This window comes from Sphingomonas sp., assembly GCF_025362505.1.
Taxonomy (GTDB): domain Bacteria; phylum Pseudomonadota; class Alphaproteobacteria; order Sphingomonadales; family Sphingomonadaceae; genus Sphingomicrobium.
Genome location: NZ_JANYGG010000079.1, coordinates 22,308 through 42,766, shown reverse-complemented (window position 1 = coordinate 42,766; position 20,459 = coordinate 22,308). Strand labels below are relative to the sequence as shown.

Below are 20,459 nucleotides of genomic sequence, written 5' to 3'. Positions count from 1 at the left end.
CCCGGCAACTGAACTTAGAATTCCGCGCAGCAAGGAATTGCCGATCTGGCATCCGACTGAGCTGGTCGCGAATCGTTCAACGCCATTCTTGTCGAGTCAGGGTTGATCGTAATTGCTGCATCGGGCACTCGTATCCCATTGGGCCCAAATGTGGATAGGGGGGACGTAAACATGTCCGACAACAAACCGGCGGCAGAGGTCGACGTCACCAAGGAATGGCGTGCGACGCACGATCAGGGAGCCGCCGCCAAGCGCCTTCGCATTTTCGCCGTGATCGCATGGATCGTCGCCATCGGCACCGAAATCGCGGGGGTCGTCCTGCTCCGCCAGCACAAGTTCGACCATGGAAACCTTGGCCTGCTAATTGGCCTTCTGGTCGTTATCGCGGTCTGCGCGATTGCCGGCAGCCTGATGTGGAAGGCTGCTAACAAGCAGGATCCGGCGCGCGAGTCTGACAAGGTGAAGTTTTTCTTTCAGAACCAGCTTGGCGCCATCATCACGGTAGTCGCTTTCCTCCCGCTGCTTGTCCTGATCTTCATGGACAAGGACATGGATCCGAAGAACAAGAAGATTGCCGGCGGCGTTGGCGTCGTCCTGGCAGTGCTCGCGACGATGATGGGGGTCAGCTTCAACCCGCCGTCGGTTGAGCAGTATACGAAGGACATGAATAGCTGCGCGGCCCAGATCAAGGCCGGTCAGCCCACAACGGCCTGTTCCCCCGAGGTCGCCAGCCAGGCGCAAGAGATTGCCAAAGACTCGCAGGCGGTGGCTGATGCGACGAAGGACGCCGCACACCCGGGCGGCCAGGATGTCGTGTATTGGATCGCGCCGGAGAACGGAGCCAAGACGTCCGCGACGCCGCATGTCTTCCACATCTGCCAAGGTGTGAGTCCGCTGACTGGCAAGACCGTCAATCACGGCTCGGTGACGGAGGCCTATTCGGAAAACGCCAGCCGCATCACCAAGCAGATTGCGATGGAGCAAAGGCAATGCGGGTTCGCTAGCCCGAAGAACGACAAAGCCGCCAGCCAACCAGCAGGCTAACTCAAGCCGAGGCGATCAGTTTAACGGCAGACGTCGAGTTCTTGGCGTTGGAGTCGTCTGCTAATGCAATAAGGCACGGTGGCTGTCCCGTCGGCGACGAAGGTCGGGATGCCGATCGCGCTCAATCCGTCGACGATGCCCCGCAGCGTGACGGTCTTGCCAGTGCCGGTCGCGCCGGCGATGAGGCCGTGACGATTGGCGCGCTTCAGTTCGAGCGCCTGCGGATCGGCGGCGCCGGGGCCCGAGCCGATGAACAATTTGGTCGTGTCGCTGTGTCGAGCCCTCAACTTCGCTTGGGCGCGGAGCCTAGCCGAAGTCGAGGGAGCGCAACAAGCGGTTAGCGCGACCTAGCGCGGGGCGATGTCGACCCCGATGAACGCTTCGGGCGCGGTGCCGCGTTTAACGAGCAGCAGCACACTGGTGCGATTGGCGGCGCGAGCGGCCGCAACCGCCGCGCTGACCTGCGCCGGGGTGGCGACGAGCGCGCGGTTGATCGAGATGATCACGTCGCCGCGGCGCAGGCCCTTGTCCGACGCATCGCTCGACGGGTCGACCGCGGTGATGACGACGCCGCGGGTGCCGGGCGGCAGGCTCAGCGCTTGGGCCAGCTGCGACGACAGCGCCTGGAGCGACAGGCCGAGAGCCTTGGTCGCGGGGCCGGTCGGAGTGCCGCTGTCGCTTGTTCCGTCGTTGGCGCCGCCGCCGATCGTCTTGGCGAGCGCTTCCTCGGTCGGGCGCTGGCCGACGACGACGGTGATCGTCTGGCGGCGACCGTCGCGGATGATGTCGACCGGCACGCGCGTTCCGACCTGGGTGTTGGCGATGAGGTAGCTGACGGTCTGGTCGGGATTGACCTGCTGGCCGGCGACGCGGACGATGACGTCGCCCTGCTGGATACCGGCGCGCGCGGCGGGCTCGTTCGGCTGGACCGAGCGAACGATCTCGCCCATGTCCTTGGGCAAGCCGAGCGAGGCGGCGATATTTTCGTCCAATGGCTGAAGGCCCACGCCGAGGTAGCCGCGCGACGGCCGCTGGCCCTTGCGCAACGTCTCGATCACCGGCTGGGCAAGCTCGGCCGGAATGGCGAGCCCGATGCCCACGCTCGCCCCAGTCGGCGAGATCAGCGCCGAGTTGATGCCGATGACGTTGCCATTGAGGTCGAACATCGGCCCGCCGGAATTGCCCATGTTGATGGCGGCATCGGTCTGGATGTAGCGGTCGTAGGCGCCCGCCCCGGTGATGCCGCGGTGGAGCGCCGAGATGATCCCGGCGGTGACGGATCCGCCAAGGCCATAGGGGTTGCCGATCGCGACAACCCAGTCGCCGACGCGCGCACGGGTCGAATCGCCCCAGTTGACGTAGGGCAGGTTGGCGCCGTCGATCTTGAGCAGCGCGAGGTCCGAAGCCTGGTCGCGGCCGATGATGCGGGCAGGATATTCCTTGCGGTCGGTCATGATCACGGTGACGCTGTCGACCGTGCCGGTACCGCTCTCACCCTGGATAAGGTGGTTGTTGGTGACGATGTAGCCGTCGGGCGAGACGATAAAGCCCGAGCCGAGCGAGCCGGTCTCGCGGGTGCGCGGCTGCGGCTGCGCGCCTTCGCCGGGTGCAACGCCGCCCTGTCCGCCGAACCGGCGGAAGAATTCCTCGAACGGGTCGGCCTGCTGCTTGACCGTGATGCGCTGCTTGGTCGAGATGTTGACCACCGCCGGCTGGAGCCGCGCGGCGAGGTCGGCAAAGCTCATCGGCGCGCCCGGACGAGGCGCCATCGCCGACGGCGAATTCTGCGCAACCTGAGCGCCGACCGGACCGGTGGCGATCGAAAACGCGGTACCGCCGAGCAATAGCGCACCGGCAACCCCATAGGCATAGCGCACGATCGGAGACTCCTTGAGGAAACTCATTCGAAAACCCTCGTATTATGAATCGTTAGTGCGAGCGACGCTAGGTCGATTGCATGAACCCGATTTGAACGGCGTGGAATGCGTCAGCGTCCCGAGAATTGTTTGAGGTAATCGCTTTGCGGCGACAGGATCATCGTCGTCGGTGACGGTTTCGTGACACCGTCGCCAAGGAAAGTCGCCTGGTACGACTGCATCGCCCGATAGAAGTCGTAAAACTGCGGGTCCTTGCCGAAGCTGTCGGCATAGACTTTCGAGGCGTCGGCGTCGGCCTGCGCGCGGATGATCTGGGCGAGCTTGGCACCTTCGGCGCGGATCGAGCGGGCTTCCTGCTCTCGCGCGGTCTTCATCCGGTCATAGGCGCTGTCGAGCGGCGCACCGGTCGGCAGGTCGGCCTTCTTGATGCGCACGTCGATCACTTCGGCGCCGTACTGGCGCGCGACCCGGTCGAGCCCGCGGCGGACATTCTCCATCACCCCTTCGCGCTCGGGCGAGAGCAAGGAGGCGAACGGCCGCTTGCCGAGCTCGTTGCGCAGCTCCGAGCCCAGATTGGGGACCAGCGCACCTTGCAACCCGTCGACCGAGCGGGCGCGGATGTACATGCGAAGGGGATCGACGATGCGGTAGCGGGCGAAGGCATCGACCTCCAAGCGCTGCTGGTCGGTCGAGGTCACCTGACGCCGCTCCATGTCGACGTCGAGCACGCGCTTGTCGACCCACACGAGGTTGTCGACGAACGGGATCCGCCAGTTAAGCCCGGCGCCCGCAGAGCCCAGTGGCTGGTCCGCGCGATACTGGTTGAGGATGTAGATCGGCTTGCCGAAGCGGGTGATGATCGCCTGACGCGTCTCGGGCACGACTACAACCGTGTTGAGCAAGACGATCAGCAAAAGGATTGCGGCGACCGCGGCGAACAGTGGACGGCGAAGGAGGAAGCTCATCGGGCCGGCTCCTTCGGCGCGCTGCGCATGACGGGCGGCAGCTGCTGGTAACTGTTGATTCCCGGCGCGTCGACGATCGTCTTGTCGACACTGCCGAGGATGCGCTCCATCGTCTCGTAATACATGCGGCGGCGGGTCACCTCGGGGGCGAGTTTGTACTGACCGTAGACCTTGTCGAAGGCGACCGCCTCGCCTTGAGCCTTTGCGGTGAGCTGGAGCGCATAGGCGCGCGCCTGGTTGACGTAGCTCTGCGCCTGCTGTTGCGCGGCCGAGACCTCCTTGAAGGCGTCGAGCACGGCGGCGGGGGGATCGGCCTGCTTGATCGCGATGCCCTGGATCAGCACGCCCGAATGATAGTTGTCGAGCACTCGCTGCATTTCCTCCTGCACGCGATTCTCGATCTCGCCGCGCTTCTGGGTTGCATCGCGCAGCGTGACGTTGGCGACGGCGGCGCGCATCGCGCTTTCGGCGACCTGGCGGATGGTCTCGTCGGGCTGGGCGAGCTCGAACAGATATTGCTCGGGGACGCGGATGTTCCAGCGCACCTGATAGGCGATGTCGATGATGTTGCCGTCACCGGTCAGCATCAGCGTCTCGCTCTCTTCACTGCCGAGGTTGATCGTCTGGATCTTCTCGACGTCGATCTTGCGTACCCGGTCGATCGGCGAGGGCAAGGTGATGCCAACGCCCGGCGAGAGCGTGTAGGCATAACGGCCGAAGCGGGTGACGACGCCACGCTCCTGCGGGGCGATCGAATGCAACGAGGTCAGCACAAGCCATAGCGCCGCCACTGCCGCGGCGGCCCACACGAAGATCGACCCGTCAGGGCGCGACGGGAAGGAACCGCCGCCGTTGGGGTTGAATCGCTCGCGGCTGCGGCGGAGGAAATCCTCGATGTTCGAAGCCGGGCCGGCTGGGTTGCCGCTCCGGCCCTTGCGAGGTGGCTGGCTCCACGGGCCGTCGTTGTCGGATGGTGGTAGCTCGCTTGGCGGCACCGACGGCTTGCCCGTCGGTTCCTCGTCATTGCCGCCCGAGCCCCACGGACCCTTGCTAATGGCGAACAGGCGATCCCACCGAGAAAATATTGTCATATCCCCTGTATAGGAAGCGCGCCGACGAAAATACAGGGGAGGCGTTCGCGACGCCACCAAAGATCGGTTGTCGGAATATCATGCGCAAACTATCTGCGCCGGGTGTCTATCAGAAATCTCCCCGGATCTCCCGCCGCATCAGGCGAAGCGGCCAACGAACATCTCTTTGGCTGCGGCGCTGTTCGATGAGGTCCGCGCTGGATAGCGGGGACATCGCATCATCGGTGTGATCGAAATTTTAATGACAGGCGTTTGATGAGCAACGAAGCAGACCAGAGCCGAATCCGCTCGCGCAAGGAGGCGGGGGGCGTGGTGACGCTGATCGTCGACGGCAGCGGGCTGGGCAAGGCCGAGCGCGAGGCGCTTCACGAGCGCATCCAGCAGGCCGAGCAGGAAGCAGGTGCGAAGGATGTGCGCATCGCGCTGACCTCGGCCAAGGTCGGGCGGACGCTGATCGCCATCGCCAGCGGCAAGGGCGGGGTCGGCAAGTCGACCATCGCGGCGAACCTCGCGGTCGCGCTGGCGCGGATGGGGCGCAGGGTCGGGCTGATCGATGCCGACATCTACGGGCCGTCGCAGCCCAAATTGTTCGGCACCACCGAGCGCCCCGAGGCGCGCGGGAAACTACTGATCCCGGTCACGGCGCAGGGGGTGAAATTGCTTTCGGTCGGGCAGCTCGTTCCGGCCGGACAGGCGCTGGCGTGGCGCGGGCCGATGGCGGCGAGCGCGCTGGCGCAGCTGATCGACGGCGACTGGGGCGATACCGAGCTGATCCTGGTCGACCTGCCGCCGGGCACGGGCGACGTGCAACTCTCGCTGGTGCAGAAGGCCCGACCGAAGGCGGCGCTGATCGTGTCGACCCCGCAGGACCTCGCGCTGATCGACGCCGAGCGGGCGATCGACCTGTTCAGCAAGACCGGGGTGCCGGTAATCGGGCTGATCGAGAATATGGCGGGCTATGCCTGCCCGCACTGCGGCGAGACGTCGGATCCGTTCGGCAGCGGCGGGGCGGAAGCGGCAGCGGCGCGGATGAATATCCCGTTCCTCGGGCGGCTGCCACTGTCGGCGAGCCTGCGCGCGGCGTCCGATGCGGGGACACCGCCTGCTGGCGGCGAGGGCCCGGCGGCCGAGGCCTTCGCCCGGCTAGCCGAGGCGATGCTCGCGCAATTGGAGAAAGTCACCGCCTGAAGCATTGATGCGGCGAGGGAGAGCATTATGCCACTGACCACCGACGCCGAGATCGACGAACTGCTGAAAGGCGCGAGGACGATCGCCATCGTCGGCGCGTCGGACCGCCCCGACCGCGCCTCTTACGGGGTGATGAAAGCGGTGCAGGATCGCGGCTATCGCACCATCCCGGTCAACCCGCGCATTACCGGCGAGCATGTCCACGGCGAATATATCTGGCGTGAGCTTGGCCAGATCGGCGAGCCGATCGACATCGTCGACATCTTTCGCAAGTCGCAGGACGTCGGGCCGGTGGTCGACGAGGCGATCGCGGTGGGCGCGAAGGCGATCTGGATGCAGCTCGGGATCCGCAATGCCGAGGCCGCGGCAAAGGCCGAGGCGGCGGGGCTCAAGGTGGTCGAGGACCGCTGTCTCAAAATCGACCTCGCGCGTTCGGGCCTGCGCGCGTCGGCTTGACTAGCTATCCGTTAAGGCGCAGTTTTCTCCCGACTTCTGCGACGGGCTGCGGCGGGGGTTAAATCGATCTGGGTCGCGGCTTTCACGGGGAGAAAACCCATGGTCAGGAAATTGCTGCGCGCCGCGTTGATCGCGAGCGTCGCCATCACCGTATCGACACCGGCGACCGCCTCCAATAGCTGGGGCGGCTACCATTGGGCGCGCATCACCAATCCGGTCTCGCTAATGGTCAACAAGGCCCTCACGAAGCCAGTGTGGGATACGGCAGTGGGTGCCGCAGTGAGCGATTGGAATAGTTCGACAGGCGGAAGCCCGGGCGTCACCCCCCCTCTCCTCGGCTCCATCCCCACGGGGACGTCATCGATCCTCAGTCTCAGCCAGCGTATTGCATCGGGGGTTAGCACTAAGCAGTGCAGCCCGATCGCGGGGCAGATACTGGTGTGCAACGACAGCTATGGACAGCGCGGTTGGCTCGGGATCGCGTCGATCTGGCTATCGGGCCTGCACATCACGCAGGGGACGACCAAGCTCAACGATTCTTATTTCAATTTGAAGCAATATAACACGCTGGAGTGGCGGGCGATGGTCGCCTGCCAGGAAATCGGTCATGATTTCGGCCTCGACCATCAGGATACGACGTTCGACAACGTCAATAAAGGCACTTGCATGGATTACACGAACGCCCCCGGAGGCGGTTACATCGGAATCGTCAATTACGGCCCGAGCAACGTGTACCCGAACCAGCATGATTTCGACGAGCTCGTGACCATTTATACTCACTTAGACACCACGACGACAGCGGCTTCATTCGCGTCGACCAATTTCGGCGTCCGCCTAGTGGGCAAGGCGGCTCCTGCGCCGCTCTCGACCCAATCGTCGGGCGACAGTCCGGCCGAATGGGGCCGCGCCATCCGTTTCGACGCGCAGGGTCGGCCGGACGTGTACGAAAAGGTGCTAGGACCGGGCCAGAAGGTGCTGACCCATGTGTTCTGGGCGATCGGGGAGGGGCCGCGCTAGGCCAGACCCGCAAAGACGATGCCAAGAAGCAGCGAGAGTCTTCAGGCCGCCGCGACGGTCATTTCGGGGATGAGGATCGTCGGGCTGTCGATGCCGCGGCGCAGCGTCAGGTCGCTGCCGGGCTCGAGCGTCGCGAACATCTCGATCAGGTTGGCGGCGATGGTGATTTCGCTGACCGGGCCAACGATCTCGCCGTGCTCGACGAGGAAGCCCGCCGCGCCGCGGCTGTAGTCGCCGGTCAAGCCGTTGACCCCCATTCCGATCAGCTCGGTGACGAGGATCGCGCGGGGGTAAGCAGCGAGCAGATCTTCACGGCTGCGGGCACCGGCTTCGAGGTAGAGGTTGCCCGGACCTGCCCCCGGTGCACCCGACGTGCCGCGCACGGCGTGGCCGGTCGGACCAATGCCAAGCTGGCGCGCAGCGGCGCTGTCGGCCAGCCAGGTCGTCAGTACGCCGTCGTCGATGAGGTTGCGGGCGCTGGTCGGGAGGCCCTCGCCGTCGAACGCGCGTGAGCGCAGGCCGCGGCGGCGGTGAGGATCGTCGCGGATGGTGATCCCGGCGGCGAAGATGCGTGTCCCGAGCTTGTCCTGGAGGAAGCTGGTCTTGCGCGCGATGCTCGACCCGGTGATTGCGCCGGCGAGATGACCAAGCAGCGAGGTCGCGACGCGCGGGTCGAACAGCACCCCCATGCGGCCGGGAACGAGCTTGACCGGGTCAAGCCGGGCGGCGGCGCGAACCCCCGCGCGGCGGCCGATCGTCGCGGCGTCCTCGAGGTCGGCGAGGAACCGCGCGCTGTCATAGTCATAGTCGCGCTGGAGTGCCCCCGCCTCGCCGGCCACGACGCTCGCCGAGACGCCGTGGCCTGACGATCGGCTCGACGCAGCGAAACCGCCGGACGTGGCCAGCGCCATGATCGATTCGGAGGCGGAGGCGCCCGAGCCCGAGCTGTTCGACACGCGCGGGACGGCGAGCGCGGCGGCTTCGGCTGCCAACGCGCGGGCCTTGAGCGCGGCGGGGTCGACGTGGGTCGCGTCGAACGTGTCGAAGTCGTCGGGCGCTTCGCGCAGCAGCAGGTCGGCAGGAGCGAGGCCGGCCCAGGCGTCCTCGGGGGCCTCGCCGGCCATCGCCAATGCGCGTTCGACCAGCGCGGTGAGCGCGTCGGGGGCCAGCGCCGAGGAGGCAACGCTGGCCGAGCGCGAGCCGCGAAACACTCGCAGGCCGATTTCCTCGCCTTCGGACGAAGAGACGTCTTCCAAGGCGCCCATGCGGACCTGCACGCTGCGCGAACTTCCTCCGACGTAAACGGCGTCGGCGGCATCGGCACCGGCCTTGCGGGCGCGCTCGACAAGGGATTGGGCGGTTTCGCGCGCGGCGTCGGGGGAAAGCATTGCGCGGCGGTTACGGACTTACGCGGGTGCGGACAAGCCGACAGTCAGCATCGCGGCAAAGACCAGCAGGCCGGTGAAGCGGTTCGAGCGAAAGAGCGCCAGTGCACCCGCGCCGTCGGCCGGGTTCGCGCGGGCGACCTGGCTGGCGAGGTGCGCCGCAGCGGGGAGCAGCGCGGCGAGCGCGAGCAGGCTTGGCCGTACCGACCAGATCGCGACGCTCCAGCCAGCCAGCGCCGCCACGTAGAATATGCCGACCCCCAACGCGGCGTGGCGGCCGAGGCGGCGGGCGCTGCTTTTGACTCCGACCATCGCGTCATCCTCGATATCCTGGATGGCGTAGAGCGTGTCATAGCCGATCACCCACGCGATGCTCCCCGCCCACAACCACAGCGCCGGTGCTTCGAGCGATCCGGTCACGGCAGGCCAGCCGACGATCGCGCCCCATGAGAAGACCAGCCCGAGCCACGCCTGCGGCCACCAGGTGATGCGCTTCATGTAGGGATAGGCGACGACAGGAACGATCGAGGCGAGCGCCGCGAGTTGGGCGGTGCGCGTGAACTGGAGCAGGACAACCAGGCCGATAAGGCAAAGCGCAAGGGTAAGCGCCCAGGCGGCGCGAACGGTAGTCCGGCCGCTGGCGAGGGGGCGGAGGCGGGTGCGCTCGACTCGGGCGTCGAGGTCGCGGTCGACGATGTCGTTGTAGACGCATCCCGCCGCGCGCATCGCGAAGGCGCCGAGGGCGAGCCACGCGAACAGGCTCCACTTGCCCGCGACCCCGGCCAGCGCGACCGACCACGCGCACGGCCAGAAAAGCAGCCAGGTCCCGATCGGCCGGTCGAGCCGCATCAGCGAGGCGAGTGGGCGAATGGTCGAGGGCAACGCGCCGATCAGGCCGCGGCGTTCGCTGTCGGGGACGGTGTCGTCGAGGGTCGCCGGGCCGGTCATTACCCGCCCTTACCCCCTCGATTCAGGCGAAGTCGAGCGACGGGCCGCTCGGGTCTGCTACGCGCCGCCGTGCCGCTGGAGCAGCATCTGGAACACCGCCGGGTGGAGCGGCCTGGCAAATTCGAGACCCGCGACAAATCCCTTGGTCCAGCAGACATAGGCCTCGAGGCTTTCGAGGCCCGGCAGCTTGACCCAGATCACCTCGTCGAGGCCGATCCGGTCGACGAGGTTGATGCAGCACCCCTCCGGCGAGCAGTCGCGCACCGTGACATGGTGCTTGATCGTGCCGGTGCGGCGCAACTCGATTTCGGCGCCGAGCGATACGCGTTCGGACCGGCGTGGCAAGCTCATGCGGGTGGAGTCGGGGGCGAGGTCGCGGTCAGTGGATGCAGAACGATTCGTCATGGCGCCCGTCTTGGCCGGAGATACAACCGGCGATCGGCAAGGCGAGCCCGGCTGGCGCGAGATCGACTTGCCGCAAAACAAGTCCCGCCATGGCATTATAGAAGACACATCAGTTTCCCATCGCCGCGCGGTTCAAGTAGGGGCGAAGAATGCCCGCCACGCCTGCCTGGCCATGCCGATCGTTGCCGCGGCTGTTCGTTCGAACCGCGCTCGGAGAGGGCGCGACGGTTGAACTCGACGGCCCCCACGCCAATTATCTCGGGAACGTGCTGCGGCTGCGCGAGGGCGGCGAGGTACTGCTGTTCGACGGGGCGAGCGGGGAGTGGCTCGCCCGGATCGCCGAGGTCGGCAAGAAGCGGATGTCGCTGTCAGTCGAGCGGCGGACGCGGCCGGTCGAAGCGGTGCCCGACCTGTGGCTGGCGTTCGCGCCGGTCAAGCGGTCGCAAGTCGACTGGCTGGTCGAGAAGGCGACCGAACTGGGGGTCGCGCGGCTGCTGCCGGTAATCACGCGGCGGACCGTGGTCGAGCGGGTCAAGGGCGAGCGGCTGGCCTCGATCGCGGTCGAGGCGGCCGAGCAATGCGGCCGAACGCTGGTGCCCGAGATCGCCGAGCCGGTGGGGTTGGATGCGCTGCTCAGTGCGAGGGATCCCGGCCGCACCCTATATTTCGCCGACGAGACCGGCGGCGAATCGCTTGGGACCGCCTTTGCGCCGGGCCCGGCACTGATCCTGACCGGCCCCGAGGGCGGTTTCACGCCCGAGGAACGAGCGGCGATCCGCGCCGCGCCGGGGGTCAGGCCAGTGTCGCTGGGACCGCGCATCCTGAGGGCCGAGACCGCCGCGCTGGCGGGAGTCGCGGCATGGATGGCGCTGGCCGGCGACTGGCGTTAGGCTCACTCGGGCGCTGGACTTGGCCCCGATCAAGAAGGGACAGCGTAATGACAAGCCAGACGTTCCGGACCGCGATCACGCTCGGCCTCGTGCTGGTCCTTGGCGGCTCGGCGTTTGCGCATGCCGACAGCCGGAGTGACGTCGCGGCACGGAACCGCGCGACCTTCGCGCTTGCTGTGACGATTTGGGAAAGCGGCGACGTCGCACGGTTGGCAGACGTCATCGGCGACCATTATGTCGGGCACACCGCCGCCGGTGACCGCGATCTCGCCGGACTTCGCGCGCGCATCGCCGCATTCCGGGCCGGTCTGCTAGAGCCGCACCTGACCATTATCGACCAGCTCAGCGACGGAGACCGCCTCGCGACCCGGCTTCGCGCCGAAGGACGGGATGCCGCGACCGGCGCGCCGGTGATCATGGTCGGGCTGAACATCAGCCGGTTCGAGCAGGGGCGGATCGTCGAGGAATGGCCAGTATGGGAGCGGATGCCCAACGCCAGGTAAGGAAGCAGCATCCAGCCGCCACGGGAGCGCCGGTTTCGCTTTGCGCGGCCGCGAACTGCGATTAGGGGCGATTCATGACCACGCGTACCGACATGACCGAGACCCCGCTGATCGAAGGGCGAGACGATTTGCTCTCGGTCTTTTCGGGCGGGGAAAAGCCGCGCGAGCGGTGGCTGATCGGCACCGAGCATGAGAAATTCGTCTATCGGACGGCCGATCACCGCGCACCGTCGTGGGATGAGCTGGGCGGGATCCGCGACCTGCTCGTCGGGCTGACCGAGTTTGGCTGGAAGCCGGTCGAGGAGGGCGGCAAGATCATCGCACTATCGGGTAGCGACGGGACGATCAGCCTCGAACCGGCGGGGCAGCTCGAACTGTCGGGTGCGGCGCTCTCGGACCTCCACCAGACCTGCGCCGAAGCCGGGCGGCACCTCGGCCAGGTCAAGGCGATCGGCGACCGCCTCGGGCTCGGCTTCCTCGGGCTCGGCATGTGGCCCGACAAGACCCGCGCCGAACTGCCGGTGATGCCCAAGGGGCGCTACGAGATCATGCTGCGCCACATGCCGCGCGTCGGCAGCCTCGGGCTCGACATGATGCTGCGGACCTGCACCATCCAGGTCAACCTCGACTATGCGTCCGAGGCCGACATGGTGAAGAAGTTCCGCGTCGGGCTGGCGCTGCAGCCGGTGGCGACCGCGCTGTTCGCCAATTCGCCGCTGACCGAAGGCAAGCCCAACGGGTTCAAGTCGTTCCGCAGCCACATCTGGGAAGACACCGACCCCGCGCGCACCGGCATGCTGCCGTTCGTGTTCGAAGACGGCTTCGGCTATGAGCGCTACTGCGATTACGCGCTTGATGTGCCGATGTATTTCGTGTTCCGCGACGGCCGTTATCTCGACGCGTCGGGCAAGAGTTTCCGCGATTTCCTCGACGGCCGGCTCGACATTCTACCGGGCGAGAAGCCGCGGCTGTCGGACTGGGTCGATCACCTCTCGACCGCCTTCCCCGAGGTGCGGCTGAAAAGCTTCCTCGAGATGCGCGGTGCCGATGGCGGGCGGTGGGGACGGATCTGTGCGCTGCCGGCGCTGTGGGTCGGGCTGCTCTATGCCGACGGCGCACTCGACGCGGCGTGGGACCGGGTCAAGCATTGGACGATCGAGGAGCGCGAGTCACTGCGCCATGCGGTGCCGCGCCAGGCACTCGAAGCGCCGGTGCCGGGCGGAGGCACGATGCGCGACCTGGCGGGGCAAGTGCTCGACATCGCCACCGCCGGGCTCACCCAGCGCGCCGCGCTGAACGGTGCGGGCGACAATGAGGGCGGCTACCTCGACCCGCTGCGCGAAGTGGTGGCGAGCGGGATGACCTTCGCCGACCGCCTGCTCGAACGCTATCACGGCGAGTGGCAAGGCGACGTGCGGCACGTCTATGACGAGTTCAGCTTTTGAACGAGCGGCGCGGGCTTTATCCGGCGATCGAGCCGCGCGAGACGGGGATGCTCGACGTCGGCGACGGGCATTCGCTGTACTGGGAGCTGTCGGGCAATGCCGACGGCAAGCCGGTGGTGTTCCTGCACGGCGGTCCGGGCGGCGGATCGATTCCCGAGCATCGCCGGCAGTTCGATCCGGCGCGCTACAATATTCTGGTGTTCGACCAGCGCGGGGCGGGACGGTCAACGCCCTATGCCAGCCTCGAGGCGAACACGACCTGGCACCTGGTCGAGGATATCGAACGGCTGCGGGCGATGGTCGGGGTCGACCGGTGGATGGTGTTCGGCGGATCGTGGGGGTCGACGCTGTCGCTCGCCTATGCCGAGACCTATCCCGAGCGGGTGACCGAGCTGGTCCTGCGCGGGGTGTTCCTGTTTGGTCAGGCCGAAGTCGACTGGCTCTACAAGGAAGGCGGTGCCTCGTCGCTCTACCCCGAAGGCTGGGATGATTTCGTCGCGCCGATTGCGGAGGGTGAGCGGGACGACCTCGTGGCCGCATATCAGCGCGTGCTGACCGGCGACGACGAGGCGGCAAAGCTGGTCGCGGCGAAGGCATGGAGCAAATGGGAGGCGGTTACGGTGACCCTGCTGCCGAGCGCCGCGACCGAAGAGCATTTCACCGACCCCGAGGTCGCGATCGCGGTCGCCCGGATCGAGAATCACTACATGGCGAACAAGGGCTGGCTCGAGGAAGGCCAGCTGCTCTGCGGCGCCCACAAGCTGCGCGGGATCCCGGGGGTGATTGTCCAGGGACGCCATGACTGCTGCACCCCGCCGCGCGCGGCCTGGGCGTTGAAGAAGGCATGGCCCCAAGTCGAGCTGAATATCATTCCCGACGGCGGGCATCTGTTCAGCGAACCGGGCGTGCTCGACGGGCTGGTGCGCGCAACCGACCAGTTTGGCGGCTAGCGTTTTCGGGCCGATCCGCTAGACGCGCGGCTCATGACCAACTCCCCAGCTATCACGCCCGAAATCGTCGCCGAACACGGCTTTTCCCCGCAAGAATATGAGCGGCTGCTGCACGCGATGGAGCGCGAGCCGAACCTGCTCGAGCTCGGTATCTTCTCGGTCATGTGGTCCGAGCATTGCAGCTACAAATCGTCGCGGGTGCATCTCAAGAAGCTGCCGACGACCGCGCCGTGGGTGATCTGCGGGCCGGGCGAGAACGCCGGAGTGATCGACATCGGCCTGGGCGCCAACGGGGTGAAGCTCGCGGCGATCTTCAAGATGGAGAGCCACAACCATCCGTCGTACATCGAGCCCTATCAAGGCGCGGCGACCGGGGTAGGCGGCATCCTGCGCGACGTGTTCACGATGGGGGCGCGGCCGGTCGCGAACCTGAATGCGCTGCGCTTCGGGCGGCCCGATCATCCCAAGACGCGGCATCTGATCGCGGGCGTGGTCGCGGGGATCGGCGGCTACGGCAATTGCGTCGGCGTGCCGACGGTCGGCGGCGAGGTCAATTTCGACGCGGCCTATGACGGCAATATTTTGGTCAACGCGATGACCGTCGGGATCGCCGAGCAGGACAAGATTTTCTATTCGGCGGCGTCGGGGGTCGGCAATTCGATCGTCTATGTCGGGTCGAAGACCGGGCGCGACGGGATCCACGGCGCGACGATGGCGAGCGCCGATTTCTCCGAGGATTCGGAGGAGAAGCGGCCGACGGTGCAGGTCGGCGATCCGTTCACCGAGAAGCTTCTCATCGAGGCGTGTCTCGAGTTGATGGCATCGGACGCGATCGTCGCGATCCAGGACATGGGGGCGGCGGGGCTGACCTCGTCGAGTGTCGAGATGGCGTCGAAGGGCGGGGTCGGCATTCGGCTCGACATGAACGCGGTGCCGTGCCGCGAAAAAGGGATGACTCCCTATGAGATGATGCTGTCGGAGAGCCAGGAGCGGATGCTGATGGTGCTCAAGCCCGGGCGCGAGGGATTCGCGGAAGGCATCTTCCGCAAGTGGGAATTGGACTTCGCGGTGATCGGCGAAGTGACCGATACGGGGCACATGGTGCTCGATTGGAATGGCGAAGTGGTCGCCGATATTCCATTGGGGCCGCTCGCCGACGAAGCGCCGCTTTACGAGCGGCCGTGGGTGGCGACGCCCAAGCCCGCGCCGCTGACCGATGTTCCCGAGTCGACCGATATTGTGGCGGATTTGCTCAAGCTGATGGCGAGCCCGGCGATCGCGTCGCGGCGCTGGATCTGGGAGCAGTATGACAGCCAGGTTGGCGGCGACACGGTGCAGACCGGGGGCGATGCGGCGATCGTGCGAATCCACGGGACCAAGCGGGGCCTCGCGATGACCACCGATTGCACCCCGCGCTATTGCTATGCCGACCCGGTCGAGGGGGGCAAGCAGGCGGTCGCCGAGGCCTATCGCAATCTGTGCGCGGTGGGCGCGACGCCGCTGGCGGTGACTAACTGCCTCAACTTCGGCAACCCGCAGCGGCCCGAGATCATGGGGCAGATCGTCGGGTGCCTCGAGGGCATGAGCGAAGCCTGTATCGCGCTCGACATGCCGATCGTGAGCGGGAATGTGTCGCTGTATAACGAGACGAAGAATGAGGACGGGACGGGGAGCGCGATCCTGCCGACGCCGGCGATCGGCGCGGTCGGGGTGATCGAGGATGTGGGTAACGCGGTGACGATCGGGTTTAAGGCTGAGGGTGAGACGATCGTGCTGATCGGGCATAGCGACAGCCATTGCGGCCAGTCGCTGTGGCTGCGCGAGATCCACGGCCGCAGCGACGGGCCGCCGCCGAAGGTCGACCTCGCGGCGGAAAAGCGGGCGGGCGAGTGCGTCCGCGACCTGATCGCGACCGGGGCCGTGTCGGCGGTGCACGATTGCTCCGACGGCGGCGCGGCGGTCGCCATGGCCGAGATGGCGCTTGCCGGCGGGATGGGCATGGCGACGACCGTCGTGGCGCAGATCCCCAATCCCGCAGCGATCCTGTTCGGCGAGGATCAGGCCCGCTACATCGTCGCCACCCGAGACCCGGCCCGAGTGTGTGCGGCGGCCAATGCCGCGCAGCTGTTCGCGGTCGAGATTGGCACGACCGGCGGCGACGCGCTGACCTTCGACCTGGTTGATCGCGGCGGGCCGCAAACGGTCTCGCTCGCCGACCTGCGCGCCGCGCATGAGGGGTTCTTGCTCAAATTGATGGGCGCGGACGGGGCGCTCGCCTGACGAACGTTCCGCATTCGCCCTATGCGGCGCTCCCCGCGCTGAGCGACGAGGAGCGCATCGCCGCCGCGCGCAAGTTTCGCGAGGAAGTCGCGGGGCGGCGGACGTGCCGGATGTTCTCCCCTGCGCCGGTGCCGCGCGGGGTAATCGAGGAAGCGATCCTCGCCGCCGGGTCCGCGCCCTCGGGGGCCAATCACCAGCCATGGCACTTCGCAGTCGTAACCTCGCCCGAGCTGAAGGCCCGCATCCGGGTCGAGGCGGAGAAGGAGGAGGCGGCCTTCTATGCCGGCAAGGCGGGGGCCGAGTGGCTCGCCGCGCTGGCGCCGCTCGGGACCGATCCCGACAAGGGGTTCCTCGAGGTCGCGCCCTATCTGATCGTGGTGTTCGGGCAGCGGCGCGGGGGGATCGAGCCGGGCGAGTCGAAGCAGAATTATTATGTCACCGAGAGCGTCGGCATTGCCTGCGGGCTGATGCTCGCCTGCCTTCATCGCGCCGGGCTGGCGACGCTGACGCATACGCCCTCGCCGATGGGGTTCCTGCGCACCCTGTGCGGGCGGCCGGCGGACGAGAAGGCGGTGATGGTGATCGTCACGGGGTTGCCCGCAGGCGATGCGGTCGTGCCTGATTACGCGCTGCGTAAGAAGCCGCTCGAGCAAATCACGAGCTGGCTCTAGCCGAGCCTAAATCCGGCCGAAACTCTGGTTGTTGGCGGCGGACTTGCGGCCGAACGCGCCTTGGGAGCGGGTGCGGGTGAGCAGCGGGTTGGTCGCCTTGTCGAACAGGTCGACGGTCGAATCGAACAGCTTGCGCAGGCGAACGACGTCGGGGACGAGTTCGTCGGGGAAGCGGTGGGTTTCGACGCAACTGCGCGCGGTCGCCTCGATGGTCTCGGCGACTTCGGCGAGTTTTCCGGCGCCGAACATCCGCGCTTCGCCCTTGAGCGTGTGCGCGGGGAGGACGAGCGCGGCGGCGTTGGCTTCGTGCATCGCGGTTTCGATCTGGGCGAGGCTTTTGATCCCGTCCTCGCGGAAATAGTTGAGGATGCGGATGAACCCCGGGCCGAGTTCCGCCCGGCTCTTTTCGAAGTAGTTCCAGTCGACGAGGTCAAGTTGGTCGTCGGTCACGGCGGCTCCTCACCCCGGGACGCGGGGCCTTGCTGGCGACCGGCATAGCTCCGAAAGAGTAAATGGCTGGTTATTGCCGACCGCCACTCTTCGCCGGATCAAAGGGATTTTTGGTCGCGCGCATCGTCAACCGCAACGGAACTGGACCTAATTTGAGGTCGCGGCGCATCGAGTTGACGAGGTAGCGCTGGTAGCTGTCGGGCAGCTGATCGACCCGACTGCCGAAGATGACGAAGCTCGGCGGGCGCGATTTGACCTGGGTGATGTAGCGCAGCTTGATCCGCTTGCCGCCGGGCGCCGGGGGCGGATTGGTGTCGACCGCTTTCTCGAACCAGCGGTTCAGCTCGCCGGTGCCGACCCGCCGAGACCATGAGTCGCGCAGCTCGAACGCCGCCTTGAACAGCGTGTCGATGCCCTTGCCCGACTTGGCCGAAACGGTCAGCAGGGTGACGCCCTTCAACTGCGACAGCCCGTCCTCGAGTGCCGTCTTGACGCCATTGAACAACGACGAGGCATGGTCGGCGACGTCCCATTTGTTGAGTGCGATGATGAGGGCACGGCCTTCTTCCTCGACCGAATCGGCGATGCGCAGGTCCTGCGCTTCTAGCCCACGCGTCGCGTCGAGAAGCAGGACGACGACCTCGGCATGGTCGATCGCGCGCTTCGTGTCCTGGGTCGAGAGCCACTCGAGCTTGTCGTCGATCTTGGCGCGCTTACGCAGGCCCGCGGTATCGACGAGCCGGACGGGACGCTCGACGCCGTCGTCACCGGTCCATTGATAGTCGGTGGTGATCGAGTCGCGGGTGATCCCGGCCTCGGGACCGGTGATCATGCGCTCCTCGCCGAGGATGCGGTTGACGAGGGTCGATTTGCCGGCGTTGGGACGACCGACGATGGCGAGCTTGAGCGGGCCGCCCTCGGGCCACGGGTCGTAGGCTTCTTCTTCCGCGCCCTCGACGGCCTCGCGCTCGACGTAGGGGCGAAGCGCGTCGAACAGATCGGCCATGCCCTCGCCATGTTCGGCGGAGAGGGCGAGCGGGTCACCGAGGCCGAGCTTGTAGGCGCCGAGCCGCTCGGCCTCGGCGCCGCGCCCTTCGGCCTTGTTGGCAGCGACGATCACCGGGGTGTCTTGGGCGCGCAGCCAGCGACCGATTTCCTCGTCGAGGCTGGTCAGCCCCTCGCGCGCGTCGATCAGGAACAGAGCGACGTCAGCGTCGATCACCGCCGCCTCGGTCTGCTGGCGCATCCGGCCGGGGAGGCTGACCGGGTCCTCGTCCTCGTAACCGGCAGTGTCAATCACGCGGAATTCGAGGCCCATCAACTGGCCCTCGCCCTCGCGCCGGTCGCGGGTCACGCCGGGGCGGTCGTCGACCAGCGCGACGCGCTTGCCGACGAGGCGGTTGAACAGGGTCGATTTGCCGACGTTAGGCCGGCCGACGATCGCGACGGTAGGAAGCGGCATGGGTTGCCCCTGCCCGTTGCAGGGGCAGGGGTCAAATCCTGTGTTGAAGAACGGTGCCGGCTAAGCTCAACGATACGCCGCGAGGCGGCCCGAATCGGTCAGGATGTAGAGCGTCTGGTTGGCGACGATCGGCGACAGGCTGATCGGGCCGCCGACGTTGGTCTGGTTTTGGAACGATCCGTTGGCCGGGTTGATGTTGATCAGCGTGCCGTTCGACCCGGTGAGGATCAGCCGTTCGCCGGCGAGGATCGGACCCTTGTAGCTGATCGGGCCGGACTTCGCCTTGACCCGGCGATAGCGCGGAAGCTGCGCAATCCAGCGAACCTTGCCGGTCGAGCGGGCGATGGCGACAACCTTGGCTTCGTCGGTGACGATGAACACCCATTCGCCGATGACACACGGAGTCGCGATACCGGCGAGGTTCAATTCCCACAGCCGCTGGCCGCTGACGAGGTCGAGCGCGACCATCCGCCCGCCCTGGCCAAGCGCGAACACCTGGCCGTTATCGATCACCGGGCTGGCGTCGATGTCGGCAAGGCTCGACACGCTGGTGCGGATAGAGGTGCGGGAGAGCGTGTCCTGCCACACCATGCGGCCATTTTCGTACCGATAAGCATTGAGTTCGCCCGACGAGAAGCCGGCGACAACCGTACCCTGCCCGATTGCCGGCGACGAGGCGCCGAAAATGCCGGCGATTTCGAGCGCGGCGGCGTTCGACCAGTTGGTCGAGCCGTCCTCCTGCTTGAGGCTGTAGACCTGGTTGTCCTGGCTCATCGCGTAGAGTGAGCCGCCGAACACGCTCGGGGCGCCGCGCAGCGGGCCGCCGAGGCGCTTCTGCCAGATCTTGCCGCCATTGCCGGCGTCGAGCGCCGCGACGAAGCCGAGACCGTTGGTGGCGAACACGCGCCCGCCGTCGACCGCGACGCCGCCGCCGAACAACGACGAGCCGCCACGCTTCTCGGTGCCGAACTGGGTCGCCCAAAGCGTCGCGCCGGTGCTGGCGTCGAATGCGCGGACGGTCGACTGGGTGTCGATGGTGTAGAGCTTGCCGCCCGCGACGACCGGCGAGGCGGCGAGGCGCGCGCCCTTGGCCGATGATCCGGCGCCGACCGACACGTTCCACGCCTGGCCGAGCAGCTTGCCGAGCGCGAGGTGGCCGGGCGCCTTGTTCGGCGCGCCGCCGGGCTGGCTCCAGTCGGCGTTCACCTGCGCTGCCGGAAGGGCCATCGGGATCGCTGCGGTGGCCGGGTCGACGGTGATGTTGAGTTCGCTGGCGAGGACCGACACGCGCTCGCCGAGCACCGGGGTCTTGGGCTTGCCCTTGCGGATCGTGCTGCAGCCGGCGAGCGCCAGGCCGATCATCAGCACCGCGGTCAGGGAACGGGAACGGTTCATCGATTAGTCCTTACTGGGCGGCGGCAGAGGCGACGGG

The 20,459-nt window shown here is 66.8% G+C and carries 19 protein-coding genes and 1 pseudogene; 10 read left to right on the top strand and 10 right to left on the bottom strand.

Features of this window, described 5'->3' with window-relative positions; translation table 11 throughout:
* Positions 1–171 precede the first annotated feature (171 nt).
* On the top strand, positions 172–1,044 hold the full coding sequence (locus tag Q0R27_RS07810) for a hypothetical protein (protein WP_293943060.1): 873 nt from the start codon (positions 172–174) through the stop codon (positions 1,042–1,044).
* Between the two features lie 89 nt (positions 1,045–1,133).
* Here Q0R27_RS07810 and Q0R27_RS07805 read toward each other — a convergent pair.
* The 4 genes and pseudogenes from Q0R27_RS07805 to hflK all read right to left on the bottom strand — a co-directional run.
* Positions 1,134–1,331: pseudogene (locus Q0R27_RS07805) on the bottom strand (helicase HerA-like domain-containing protein); the annotation flags it as partial.
* Between the two features lie 60 nt (positions 1,332–1,391).
* On the bottom strand, positions 1,392–2,948 hold the full coding sequence (locus Q0R27_RS07800; RefSeq protein WP_293943058.1) for a Do family serine endopeptidase: 1,557 nt from the start codon (positions 2,946–2,948) through the stop codon (positions 1,392–1,394).
* An 83-nt stretch (positions 2,949–3,031) separates the two neighbouring features.
* Complete coding sequence (locus Q0R27_RS07795) at positions 3,032–3,886, bottom strand: protease modulator HflC (protein WP_293943055.1); 855 nt, start codon at positions 3,884–3,886, stop codon at positions 3,032–3,034.
* The gene (hflK, locus tag Q0R27_RS07790; protein WP_293943053.1) at positions 3,883–4,977 is read right to left on the bottom strand and encodes an FtsH protease activity modulator HflK; all 1,095 of its coding nucleotides are present in this window, start codon (positions 4,975–4,977) and stop codon (positions 3,883–3,885) included. Before hflK ends, Q0R27_RS07795 begins: the two co-directional genes overlap by 4 nt.
* A 255-nt stretch (positions 4,978–5,232) precedes the next feature.
* On the opposite strand from hflK, the gene Q0R27_RS07785 reads away from it, so the two are divergent.
* The 3 genes from Q0R27_RS07785 to Q0R27_RS07775 all read left to right on the top strand — a co-directional run bounded on the left by Q0R27_RS07785 (position 5,233) and on the right by Q0R27_RS07775 (position 7,638).
* The gene (locus tag Q0R27_RS07785; RefSeq protein WP_293943051.1) at positions 5,233–6,165 is read left to right on the top strand and encodes an Mrp/NBP35 family ATP-binding protein; all 933 of its coding nucleotides are present in this window, start codon (positions 5,233–5,235) and stop codon (positions 6,163–6,165) included.
* Positions 6,166–6,192: 27 nt separating this feature from the next.
* Positions 6,193–6,621 (top strand): CoA-binding protein, encoded by a 429-nt coding sequence (locus tag Q0R27_RS07780; RefSeq protein ID WP_293943049.1) that lies wholly within the window; start codon positions 6,193–6,195, stop codon positions 6,619–6,621.
* Between the two features lie 99 nt (positions 6,622–6,720).
* The gene (locus Q0R27_RS07775; RefSeq protein WP_293943047.1) at positions 6,721–7,638 is read left to right on the top strand and encodes a hypothetical protein; all 918 of its coding nucleotides are present in this window, start codon (positions 6,721–6,723) and stop codon (positions 7,636–7,638) included.
* Positions 7,639–7,679: 41 nt separating this feature from the next.
* Here Q0R27_RS07775 and Q0R27_RS07770 read toward each other — a convergent pair whose 3' ends face one another.
* Genes Q0R27_RS07770 through Q0R27_RS07760 form a run of 3 tightly spaced genes read right to left on the bottom strand, consistent with a single transcriptional unit; the run spans position 7,680 to position 10,376 of the window.
* Positions 7,680–9,026, bottom strand: a complete 1,347-nt coding sequence (locus Q0R27_RS07770; protein WP_293943045.1) for a metallopeptidase TldD-related protein — start codon at positions 9,024–9,026, stop codon at positions 7,680–7,682.
* Between the two features lie 18 nt (positions 9,027–9,044).
* On the bottom strand, positions 9,045–9,971 hold the full coding sequence (gene ubiA, locus Q0R27_RS07765; protein WP_293943042.1) for a 4-hydroxybenzoate octaprenyltransferase: 927 nt from the start codon (positions 9,969–9,971) through the stop codon (positions 9,045–9,047).
* A gap of 57 nt (positions 9,972–10,028) precedes the next feature.
* Positions 10,029–10,376: a PilZ domain-containing protein gene (locus Q0R27_RS07760; protein WP_293943040.1), complete on the bottom strand. Its 348-nt coding sequence runs from the start codon at positions 10,374–10,376 to the stop codon at positions 10,029–10,031.
* Between the two features lie 149 nt (positions 10,377–10,525).
* On the opposite strand from Q0R27_RS07760, the gene Q0R27_RS07755 reads away from it, so the two are divergent.
* The 6 genes from Q0R27_RS07755 (at position 10,526) to Q0R27_RS07730 (ending at position 17,115) form a co-directional block, all read left to right on the top strand.
* Positions 10,526–11,266: a 16S rRNA (uracil(1498)-N(3))-methyltransferase gene (locus Q0R27_RS07755; protein WP_293943037.1), complete on the top strand. Its 741-nt coding sequence runs from the start codon at positions 10,526–10,528 to the stop codon at positions 11,264–11,266.
* Between the two features lie 47 nt (positions 11,267–11,313).
* Positions 11,314–11,769 carry an ester cyclase gene (locus tag Q0R27_RS07750; RefSeq protein WP_293943035.1) on the top strand — a complete coding sequence of 152 codons (456 nt, stop codon included), beginning with the start codon at positions 11,314–11,316 and terminating at the stop codon, positions 11,767–11,769.
* Between the two features lie 74 nt (positions 11,770–11,843).
* Complete coding sequence (locus Q0R27_RS07745) at positions 11,844–13,214, top strand: glutamate--cysteine ligase (protein WP_293943033.1); 1,371 nt, start codon at positions 11,844–11,846, stop codon at positions 13,212–13,214.
* A complete protein-coding gene (gene pip, locus Q0R27_RS07740; protein ID WP_293943031.1) occupies positions 13,211–14,164 on the top strand; it encodes a prolyl aminopeptidase in 954 nt (317 codons plus the stop codon). The genes Q0R27_RS07745 and pip overlap by 4 nt, the downstream gene beginning before the upstream one ends.
* Positions 14,165–14,197: 33 nt before the next feature.
* Positions 14,198–16,444, top strand: coding sequence for a phosphoribosylformylglycinamidine synthase subunit PurL (gene purL / locus Q0R27_RS07735; protein ID WP_293943029.1), 2,247 nt, complete (start codon positions 14,198–14,200; stop codon positions 16,442–16,444).
* Positions 16,441–17,115, top strand: a complete 675-nt coding sequence (locus Q0R27_RS07730; protein WP_293943106.1) for a nitroreductase family protein — start codon at positions 16,441–16,443, stop codon at positions 17,113–17,115. Before purL ends, Q0R27_RS07730 begins: the two co-directional genes overlap by 4 nt.
* Positions 17,116–17,121: 6 nt before the next feature.
* Here the strand turns inward: Q0R27_RS07730 and Q0R27_RS07725 are convergent, their stop codons facing one another.
* From Q0R27_RS07725 to Q0R27_RS07715, 3 genes are all read right to left on the bottom strand, one after another.
* Positions 17,122–17,565: an Hpt domain-containing protein gene (locus Q0R27_RS07725; protein ID WP_293943027.1), complete on the bottom strand. Its 444-nt coding sequence runs from the start codon at positions 17,563–17,565 to the stop codon at positions 17,122–17,124.
* Positions 17,566–17,635: 70 nt separating this feature from the next.
* Positions 17,636–19,027, bottom strand: coding sequence for a ribosome biogenesis GTPase Der (gene der / locus Q0R27_RS07720; RefSeq protein ID WP_293943025.1), 1,392 nt, complete (start codon positions 19,025–19,027; stop codon positions 17,636–17,638).
* Between the two features lie 66 nt (positions 19,028–19,093).
* Positions 19,094–20,422: a PQQ-binding-like beta-propeller repeat protein gene (locus tag Q0R27_RS07715; RefSeq protein ID WP_293943023.1), complete on the bottom strand. Its 1,329-nt coding sequence runs from the start codon at positions 20,420–20,422 to the stop codon at positions 19,094–19,096.
* Positions 20,423–20,459 lie beyond the last annotated feature (37 nt).

Bases quoted from the DNA above. Each gene is read 5' to 3' on its own strand.
- Q0R27_RS07810 (WP_293943060.1), top strand. From the start codon at position 172: ATGTCCGACAACAAACCGGCGGCAGAGGTCGACGTCACCAAGGAATGG.
- Q0R27_RS07800 (WP_293943058.1), bottom strand. From the start codon at position 2,948: ATGAGTTTCCTCAAGGAGTCTCCGATCGTGCGCTATGCCTATGGGGTT.
- Q0R27_RS07795 (WP_293943055.1), bottom strand. From the start codon at position 3,886: ATGAGCTTCCTCCTTCGCCGTCCACTGTTCGCCGCGGTCGCCGCAATC.
- hflK (WP_293943053.1), bottom strand. From the start codon at position 4,977: ATGACAATATTTTCTCGGTGGGATCGCCTGTTCGCCATTAGCAAGGGT.
- Q0R27_RS07785 (WP_293943051.1), top strand. From the start codon at position 5,233: ATGAGCAACGAAGCAGACCAGAGCCGAATCCGCTCGCGCAAGGAGGCG.
- Q0R27_RS07780 (WP_293943049.1), top strand. From the start codon at position 6,193: ATGCCACTGACCACCGACGCCGAGATCGACGAACTGCTGAAAGGCGCG.
- Q0R27_RS07775 (WP_293943047.1), top strand. From the start codon at position 6,721: ATGGTCAGGAAATTGCTGCGCGCCGCGTTGATCGCGAGCGTCGCCATC.
- Q0R27_RS07770 (WP_293943045.1), bottom strand. From the start codon at position 9,026: ATGCTTTCCCCCGACGCCGCGCGCGAAACCGCCCAATCCCTTGTCGAG.
- ubiA (WP_293943042.1), bottom strand. From the start codon at position 9,971: ATGACCGGCCCGGCGACCCTCGACGACACCGTCCCCGACAGCGAACGC.
- Q0R27_RS07760 (WP_293943040.1), bottom strand. From the start codon at position 10,376: ATGACGAATCGTTCTGCATCCACTGACCGCGACCTCGCCCCCGACTCC.
- Q0R27_RS07755 (WP_293943037.1), top strand. From the start codon at position 10,526: ATGCCCGCCACGCCTGCCTGGCCATGCCGATCGTTGCCGCGGCTGTTC.
- Q0R27_RS07750 (WP_293943035.1), top strand. From the start codon at position 11,314: ATGACAAGCCAGACGTTCCGGACCGCGATCACGCTCGGCCTCGTGCTG.
- Q0R27_RS07745 (WP_293943033.1), top strand. From the start codon at position 11,844: ATGACCACGCGTACCGACATGACCGAGACCCCGCTGATCGAAGGGCGA.
- purL (WP_293943029.1), top strand. From the start codon at position 14,198: ATGACCAACTCCCCAGCTATCACGCCCGAAATCGTCGCCGAACACGGC.
- der (WP_293943025.1), bottom strand. From the start codon at position 19,027: ATGCCGCTTCCTACCGTCGCGATCGTCGGCCGGCCTAACGTCGGCAAA.
- Q0R27_RS07715 (WP_293943023.1), bottom strand. From the start codon at position 20,422: ATGAACCGTTCCCGTTCCCTGACCGCGGTGCTGATGATCGGCCTGGCG.